This is a genomic window from Sphaerisporangium sp. NPDC088356 (assembly GCF_040685555.1).
Classification (GTDB): Bacteria; Actinomycetota; Actinomycetes; order Streptosporangiales; family Streptosporangiaceae; genus Sphaerisporangium.
In genome coordinates, this window is the sequence record NZ_JBFBIK010000194.1 from 1 (window position 1) to 8215 (window position 8215).

The window sequence follows — 8215 nt, forward strand, 5'->3', positions numbered from 1 at the left end:
AGGGTGACGGGACAAGAGTCCCATCGTGCGTATGATGGACCCATGGGTCGATGGGAACCAGGGGCGCGCGAACGCCTCGTCGTGGCTGCCGTCGACCTGTTCACCGAGCAGGGATACGACGCCACGACGGTCGCGCAGATCGCCGAGCGCGCCGGGGTCACCAAAAGCACTTTCTTCCGGCACTTCCCCGATAAGCGCGAGCTGCTGGTGGCCGGGCAGGAGACGCTGAGTCGGCTGCTGGCCGAGGGGATCGCCGAGGCGCCCGGTAACGCCGGCCCGCTCGAGGCGGTCGCTGCCGGTATCGAGCGCGCCTCGAGCGCGATGGGTCCCATGAATCGGGAGCTCGCCCCTCGCCTGAAGGCGGCCGTCGCCGCCAGCGCCGAGCTGCAGGAGCGTGACGCCCTCAAGAGCGTCAGCCTCGCGGCCGCGATGACAACCGCTCTGGTTGCCCGCGGCGTACCCGATCCGACCGCGGCTCTCGCGGGCGAGCTGGGTGTCCTCGCCTTCAAACGGGGGTTCGCCCAATGGTCCGAGGGCGACCGTGGCGCCAAGGACGATCTCACCGGGTACATCCTGGCGGCCCTGGACGAGCTGCGTGCGGCGAGCGCATCGCTGGGCTGACCGGACGACCCCACCCGCCCGTGCCACGGTGAGGCCTGAGGCGCGACACCCCCCGCGCCAGCCTCGCTTGTCAGCAAATCAATGCTGACAAGCGAGACCTGTGAATCGGCCCGAGACCTCCGAAGCCGGCTTCGAGCGCGCCGGCACGACCTAACCTGACGCGTGTAGCTGGTCACGGCTTCCCTGCCGGCAGGCGCGTCGCAGGACCTGATCGCCCCACGACTGGTGCTTGATCAGCCGCAGGGGGACGCGAGGTAGGTGGCTCCGTAGCCGGCTCCGCAGCCGACGCCGAGGCCGCCGGCGACGACTACGGTGGTGGGCAGGTAACCGGTGGGCAGGTAACCGGTGGGCAGATAGCCCGTGGGCAGGTAACCGGCGGGCACGTAGGGACCGCCTACGTAGCCGCCCCAGTAGCCGCCTCCCCAGTAGCCGCCGCCCCAGGGACGGCCCAGGTAGCCGCCCCAGGGACGGCCGAACCCACCGCCCCAGGGACGGCCGAATCCGCCGCCCCAGGGGCCGCCCCAGGGGCCGCCCCTGGGTCCGCCGCCTCCGGGGCGACCCCAGTCGCCACCCTGGTCGGCCTGCGCGACTTTGACTGGGTGGTGCGGAGCGGACGCGCCCGCCGAAGCGGCGGCCGGTGCCACGACGGCGAGAGCGGCACAGGCAGAACTGACCAGAAGTAGTCGGCGAATCATGCTTGTATCCTCCTGTCCAAGTGCAGTCACATAGTGTGACCACTGTCACGCTACCCAGCCGTTGATCACGGTTCTGGCCGGAAGCAGGTCAAGGGGATGGCATGATCGCCGCAGGCACAGCGGGCCGATTCCGGATGGTTCGCGACTCCTCCGGAGTGATCGTGAACGTCCCGGTAAGGCCACCCGGTAATGGCCATCCCCGCGGTCGTCGCGGCACACGGCCGCGACACGGCCGATCACGAACAGGTGGACGCCGCGACACGATCAACCCAGCGGCATGAGGGTGACCATCCCCCTCCAAGTCGAAGAGCCCGCATGCCGGGCTGCGATCGTCACCGGGATCAACGCGGAGGAGCCCCGGTGGCCGGGCCGGCGAAAATCGCTCGCCCCTGACGCCCACCCTGCGCCAACATGGCCATAGCCGTGGGTATTCAGAGGGGTGGATGGCCGTGCTGGGATTACTTGATTCCCCCGGAAACAAACCGTCCACCCGAAGATCGGCCGTTCTGCTGGCGCTGCGGTATTACAACGGGGAGCTGCTGAGCCAGTGGCGAGTCGCCGCGCCCGCGCTGACCCTGCCGGCGTTGGGAAACATATGCCTGTTCTATCTGGCGCCGCTCGCGGTAGGCGGGATCGTGGGGCGTCTGTCCGATGGCGGGCACAGCACCATCGCCGTGCTCATGCCGTACGTGCTCAGCTTCGGTGCGTTCCTGATCGCGGGCGAGGCGCTGTGGCGGGTGGGTCTGCACTTCCTGTTCCGTACGGAGGCCCGGGGCATCGAACGGCTCGGTGTGATGGGCATGGAAAAGTTACTGGCCAAGGACGCCGCGTTCTTCCACGACAACTTCGCCGGCTCGCTGACCAAACGGGTGCTGAGTTTCTCCGGCGGGTTCGAGGGTTTCACGGACACGCTCACTTTTTCGATCATCGCCAAGGTGGTGCCGCTGGCGTTCGCCTCGGTGGTGCTGTGGCGGTATCACCCGCTACTGGTCGTCGTCCTCGTGGGCCTCATCATCGTGACCGGATTCCTCGTCGCCCCGCTCATCCGCCGTCGCCAGAGGCTGGTGGACCAGCGTGAGGCCGCCAAGGTCCGGGTGTCCGGGCACGTCGCCGACGTGCTGGGCAACATGGACACGGTCCGCGCGTTCGCCGCCGAGGACCGCGAGGCCCTGGAGCACCGAGCCCGGCTCGCCGAGCAGCGCAGGCTGACGCTCCGTTCCTGGGACTACGGCAACCTCCGGGTGGACACCGTCGTCGCACCGCTGTCGGTCCTCACCAGCACCATCGGCCTGCTTCTCGCCGTCGCCCTCCGCGGTGGCCTAGGCGTCGAGGCCATCGTGGTGACGTTCACCTACTACGCGAACGCGATCAACATCATGTTCGAGTTCAACCAGATCTACCGTCGCATGGAGAGCGTGCTCACCGAGGCCGCCCAGTTCACCGAGCTTCTCCTCACACCGCCGGGCGTGGTCGACCCGGACAACCCGCAACCGCTGCGCCCGGCCGACGCCGGCGTCCGCTTCGAGCGGGTGACGTTCGCGCACACCGGCAGTCCGCTCCTGTTCGACGGCCTGGACCTGTACATCCCCACCGGCACCAAGATCGGCCTGGTCGGCCGGTCCGGCGGTGGCAAGACCACCCTCACCCGGCTGCTGCTCCGCCTCATGGACATCAACGACGGCCAGATCCTGATCGGCGGCCAGGACATCACCCGGCTCCACCAAGCCGACCTGCGCAGCATGATCGCGTACGTGCCCCAGGAGCCCGCCCTGTTCCACCGGTCGTTGCGCGACAACATCGCCTTCGCCCGGCCGGGCGCCACCGACGCCGAGGTCCACCAGGCCGCGCGGGCGGCGCACGTCACGGAGTTCGCCGAGGCTCTGCCGAACGGCTTCGACACGCTGGTCGGGGAGCGCGGTGTCAAACTCTCCGGCGGCCAGCGGCAGCGTGTGGCCCTCGCCCGCGCCATCCTGCGCGACGCGCCGATCCTGTTGCTGGACGAGGCCACGAGCGCGCTGGACTCCGAAAGCGAGATCCTCGTCCAGGAAGCCCTGTGGGGCCTGATGCGTGACCGTACCGCCCTTGTGGTCGCGCACCGGCTGAGCACCGTCGTCCGCATGGACCGCTTGGTCGTAGTCGACCAGGGCCGCATCGTGGAACAGGGCAGTCACCGCGAACTCCTCCAGGCCCAGGGGCAGTACTCCCGGCTGTGGCACCACCAATCCGGCGGCTTCCTGGTCGAGCAGGACACCTCAGACGCCGTCCACCGCTGACCCACAACAGGTGTCCCAGTCACCGCCCAGGCGATCTCATGGACACCATGATCTGTACGACGGTGACACGGACCCCCTTTGCCGACACAGGAGCAGCGAGACGCGCTCACGGCTCGCAATCCCGACCGACTGTCGCAGCCCGTCCGATTCGTTCGATCTTGTGGATGCTCGAAGCCGCCGCCGAGCCGCAACTTTCGGCTCTTACATGAAAGTTTCAGCGGCGCGGCATCGTCCTCCCAGATTGCCGGGGCGAACCGATCGCGGTGTTTGAGGTCCCGGGGCCCGCGTGCCTACGGTGCCGACATCCGCACAGTGACCCGGTCAAGGAGTGCATCATGCGCGCCCGCGTCGTCCCTGCCCTGATTCTGGCTCTGCTCGCGCTGGTCGTCACAGCTCCAGAGGCACGCGCCCAAGTGGTGGGCGGCTTCGACTTCTCCCGAGCGCAGGTCTCCGTCACGGGCCTTCAGGTGCCCTGGGGCCTGGCGTTCCTGCCGGACGGCAGCGCGCTGGTATCCGAACGCAACACCGGACGCATCCTGCAGGTGCGGCCTGGCCAGACGCCCACGGCGGTCGCCACCGTCAGTGGGGTGAGCGCCTCGGGTGAGAGCGGCCTGCTCGGGATCGCCGTGTCGCCCAACTACGCCCAGGACGGCTGGGTGTACGCCTACTTCACGAGCACCGCCGGGGACAACCGCCTGGTCAGGCTGCAACTGACCGCGCCTCAGACGCAGACGGTGCTCTTCTCCGGGGTCCCGAGCAACACCTTCCACGACGGCGGCCGCATCGCCTTCGGGCCGGACGGCATGCTCTACCTGGCGACCGGCGACGCCGGCAACTCCGCCAACGCTCAAAACGTCAACAGCCCCGCCGGGAAGATCCTGCGTATGACGCCCACCGGCGGTGTGCCCGCGGACAATCCGATCGCGGGCTCCCGCGTATGGACCTACGGCCACCGCAACGTCCAGGGCCTGACCTGGGATCCCCAGGGCAGGATGTACGCCGCCGAGCTCGGGCAGAACACCTGGGACGAAATCAACCAGATCGTCGCGGGTTCCAACTACGGCTGGCCGACATGCGAGGGCACATGCACCAACCCCTCCTTCCGCAACCCGATCGTCACGTGGACGACCGCCGAGGCGTCGCCGAGCGGGCTGGCCTGGGCCAACAACACGCTCTTCGTCGCCGCGCTGCGCGGCCAGCGGCTCTGGACGGTGCCGCTGACCGGCGCCGGCACGCCCGGCACCCCGCTGGCCGAGTTCCAGTCCGCCTACGGGCGGCTCCGCACGGTCGCGGTCGGGCCGGACGGCTGGCTCTGGGTGACGACCAGCAACAGGGACGGCCGCGGCACCCCGGTGGCGCAGGACGACCGCATCGTCCGCGTCCCGCCGGCCACCACCGGGGGCGACACCACCCCGCCGACCGCGCCGAGCGGCCTCGCCGCGTCGGGGACGACCTCCACCGGCACCACCCTGACCTGGACCGCCTCCACCGACAACGTGGGCGTGACCGGCTACGACGTCCTGCGGGCGCCGGGCGCGTCCGGCGGCACCTTCACGCAGGTGGGGACCTCGGCCACCACCTCGTTCGCCGACACCGGGCTCACCGCGAACACCACGTACCGTTACCAGGTCCGGGCCCGCGACGCGGCGGGCAACCTCTCGCCGGTGTCGAACCCGGCGACCGTCACCACCACGCCCGGCGGCGGGGGCACCGGCGGATGCTCGGTGACGGCGACCGTCCAGTCGCAGTGGGGGAACGGGTATGTGATCCAGCCGGTCACGGTCACCAACACCGGCACGTCGGCGATCAACGGCTGGACGGTGACCTTCACGCTGCCGAGCGGCCACGCCATCACCGGCTCGTGGAACGCCACGCTGACCGTCAGCGGGCAGACCGTCACGGCGAGGAGCGCCGGGCACAACGGCGCGCTCGGCCCCGGCCAGAGCACCACCTTCGGCTTCCAGGGGAGCCGTCCGAACGGCGACACCCAGACGCCGTCCGGCTACCGGTGCACAAGCCCCTGAGTCCCAGCCACGCCTGAGAGAATCGGCGCGCCACCCGGCAGCGGCGGGCCGCGGGGACCTGACCTAGGAAGGGTTGGGGAGGTGATCGCCGCCCGCTTCGCCGCCTCTGCGGGCACCTACGGCTCCCCGCGGATCACCCGGGACCTTCATCAGGACGGCTGGCGGGTGTCGGTGCGTGATCCGCGACTCCCGCGGTGTCCGCACTCGAGCTGAACACCAGCAGCCGGTTGAACCGGGCGGCGATCACACTCCCAGAGGGGCCTGGATGGTCAGTCGTCACGTAAGGAACTCCCGTGCGCCACGCAGCCTCGTCCCAAGGAGTCGCTGTGTTACGGCGCAGTTCAGCCGCACATCGAGTGGTCCAGGGAGATCGGTGTCAGCGCGGCGGCCGGAAGGCAGACGACTTACGTCCAGGCCATCACGGTGGGCGATGAGCTGGCCGAGCTCGTATCGGCTGACCGCATCGGCTCCGGCGACGTGGTGAATCCCGTGGTGCTCCGAGCCCCCGAGCTCCAGAAGCGCCGCGGCGAGATCGCTGACGTGCACGGGGCAGCGCACATCGTCGGTGAACAGCACTTCAGGCCCATGGCCGGTGGCCAGGGAATGCACGAGATCCTCGTGCGGAGAGCGACCGTCACCGATGATCGATGATGTGCGAGTGATCACCGCGCCTGGCGCCACAGCCTTCACCGCCACCTCGGCCGCCGCCTTCGCCGCACCATATGGGCTCACGGGGTCCGGGACACACTTCTCGTCATAGTGGATCGCCATACCGGAGAAAACAGCATCGCTGGACACATGGACCAAGCGGCCACCGGCCATGGACGAGGAGATGGCGACATGTGCAGCGCCATCCGCTGTCGTCGTTCAATCCTTGTTCCGGTAGGCAGCGTTGACGATCAGGTCGGGTTGGAGTGTGCCGATCAGGCGGACGGCATCCTCACGGCGACGAACATCGAGTGGCAACCAGTCGACCCCAGGCACTTCCCCTGGGCGGGTCAGGTAGGTCGCGGTCACCTCATACCCGGCTGACACGGACTGCCGCACCAGTTCACTGCCGAGCAGGCCGCTACCACCGACGATGAGGGTTTTCATGGCCGGCCACCGTAGCTTGAAGATTCCCGCAGGGAAAGGGCTGTGGATCGCGTCCCCGTCTGTCGCCTCACTTTTACGGGTCCGGCGGTGCAGCAGCGGGCAGGTCAGGCCGCCAAGTCGCGCGCTGGCGAGCTGCGGCCGCCGCGACGCCCAATCGGTCCTGGTTGCGTAGCCGATGATGGCCTCGGTGATCTGCCGGATGCTCTGCGTGGCGATCCTGAGTTGACGGCGGCAGCCGTACGGACAGCTCCTCGCCGGTAGATCACCGCGCACCCCGAGGGCGAACCGGCTACCGCCCCGGCGTGACGGGCCGGCTCAGCAGGTGCCGTGGACGACGGTGCCGTTCCGCACGATCGTCATCTTGTAGGGGACCGGGCTCCCCCGCGACGGAAACTCGGATGCGGGTGCCGCACGGCCACCCCTAGGCTGCGCTCGCGGGCACGCCAATTTCGACCGTCAGTGGATCGGAGATGCACGGGTATGACCAGTCACCTGTTCGCGATCTGCTTCAATGCGACCCGGCCGTCGGGCCTGGCGCGGTTCTGGTCCGGGGTCCTGGGCTGGGAGTTGGCCGACGGTCCCGACGACGACATCGCGATCCTGTCCCCTGATACCGCCGGGTTTCGCATCCGTTTCCTGCCGAGCCAGGAGCCGAAGATCGGTCAGAACCGGGCGCACTTCGACCTGACGAGCACCTCCCCGGAGGATCAGCAGCAGACGGTGGCCAGGGCGCTGGAGTTCGGCGGGAAACACATCGACGTGGGCCAACTCCCGGAAGAGGGGCATGTGGTGCTCGCCGATCCAGACGGCAACGAGTTCTGCGTCATCGAGGCGGGCAACAAGTTCCTCGCCGACACCGGCTTCATCGGAGCGCTGGCCTGCGACGGTACGCAGAAGGTCGGTTACTTCTGGAGCGAGGCGCTGCGGTGGCCGCTGGTCTGGGACCAGGATGAGGAGACCGCGATCCAATCGCCGAACGGCGGTACGAAGATCACGTGGGGTGGTCCTCCGGTGGCACCGAAAACGGGCACGAACAGGCTGTACCTCGAGCTGGCGCTCCACGCCGACGCCGACTGGGACCCGGAGGTAGACCGCCTGATCTCGCTCGGCGCGACGCGCACCGAGACCGGCGAGGGCCACCGCGGCCGGGCGCTGATGCTCGACCCTGACGGCAACGAGTTCTCCGTACAGAGGCCCCGATAGCGGGGCTGTTGTCGGGTGGGCTGCGTTTCACAGTTGTTCGCCTATGAAACACGCGGTCACTCGGCAGCCCACCTGCGGCGATCATGTTTCATGAGTTGTTGTTCGCTTGGGCCGCCCCGGCTGCTCATTGGTCACCTGGCCATCCTGCCCCGTCATGGTGGCCTGGTCGGCGAGGATCATCGTTACTGTCTTGATCGCCTGTCTCGCCCTGCTTTGCAGCGAAAGGGCTCGTGCGTCCCATGTCTCACGCCGGGCGATGGACTGGCTCCACCAGGTGCAGGACGACCTGGAGAAGCAGGTGTTC

6 protein-coding genes and 1 pseudogene are annotated in these 8215 nt (G+C 68.7%); 4 read left to right on the forward strand and 3 right to left on the reverse strand.

The genetic code is table 11. The annotated features are described in order from the left end of the window. Nucleotides 1-42: 42 nt before the first annotated feature. On the forward strand, nucleotides 43-621 hold the full coding sequence (locus AB0O34_RS35305) for a helix-turn-helix domain-containing protein (protein ID WP_363923094.1): 579 nt from the start codon (nucleotides 43-45) through the stop codon (nucleotides 619-621). Nucleotides 622-854: 233 nt separating this feature from the next. On the opposite strand, the gene AB0O34_RS35310 is transcribed toward AB0O34_RS35305, so the two are convergent. After that, complete coding sequence (locus AB0O34_RS35310) at nucleotides 855-1316, reverse strand: hypothetical protein (protein ID WP_363923096.1); 462 nt, start codon at nucleotides 1314-1316, stop codon at nucleotides 855-857. Nucleotides 1317-1765: 449 nt separating this feature from the next. Between AB0O34_RS35310 and AB0O34_RS35315 the strand changes: the two genes are divergently transcribed. Both AB0O34_RS35315 and AB0O34_RS35320 read left to right on the forward strand, forming a co-directional pair. Further along, nucleotides 1766-3589, forward strand: a complete 1824-nt coding sequence (locus AB0O34_RS35315; protein ID WP_363923098.1) for an ABC transporter ATP-binding protein — start codon at nucleotides 1766-1768, stop codon at nucleotides 3587-3589. Between the two features lie 335 nt (nucleotides 3590-3924). Then, nucleotides 3925-5613, forward strand: a complete 1689-nt coding sequence (locus AB0O34_RS35320) for a PQQ-dependent sugar dehydrogenase (RefSeq protein ID WP_363923100.1) — start codon at nucleotides 3925-3927, stop codon at nucleotides 5611-5613. A 276-nt stretch (nucleotides 5614-5889) separates the two neighbouring features. On the opposite strand, the pseudogene AB0O34_RS35325 reads toward AB0O34_RS35320, so the two are convergent. Next, nucleotides 5890-6708: pseudogene (locus AB0O34_RS35325) on the reverse strand (sugar nucleotide-binding protein). A 480-nt stretch (nucleotides 6709-7188) separates the two neighbouring features. Between AB0O34_RS35325 and AB0O34_RS35330 the strand changes: the two are divergent. Next, entirely contained in the window at nucleotides 7189-7911 is a 723-nt protein-coding gene (locus AB0O34_RS35330) for a VOC family protein (RefSeq protein ID WP_363923102.1), read from the forward strand. 81 nt (nucleotides 7912-7992) lie between these two features. Here AB0O34_RS35330 and AB0O34_RS35335 read toward each other — a convergent pair. Beyond that, nucleotides 7993-8215, reverse strand: a 223-nt coding sequence (locus AB0O34_RS35335; protein ID WP_363923104.1) for a hypothetical protein, incomplete at its 5' end; no start/stop codon positions are given.

Excerpts from the sequence above, each read along its gene's own strand:
- AB0O34_RS35320 (WP_363923100.1), top strand. The coding sequence starts at position 3,925 with ATGCGCGCCCGCGTCGTCCCTGCCCTGATTCTGGCTCTGCTCGCGCTG.
- AB0O34_RS35310 (WP_363923096.1), bottom strand. The coding sequence starts at position 1,316 with ATGATTCGCCGACTACTTCTGGTCAGTTCTGCCTGTGCCGCTCTCGCC.
- AB0O34_RS35305 (WP_363923094.1), top strand. The coding sequence starts at position 43 with ATGGGTCGATGGGAACCAGGGGCGCGCGAACGCCTCGTCGTGGCTGCC.
- AB0O34_RS35330 (WP_363923102.1), top strand. The coding sequence starts at position 7,189 with ATGACCAGTCACCTGTTCGCGATCTGCTTCAATGCGACCCGGCCGTCG.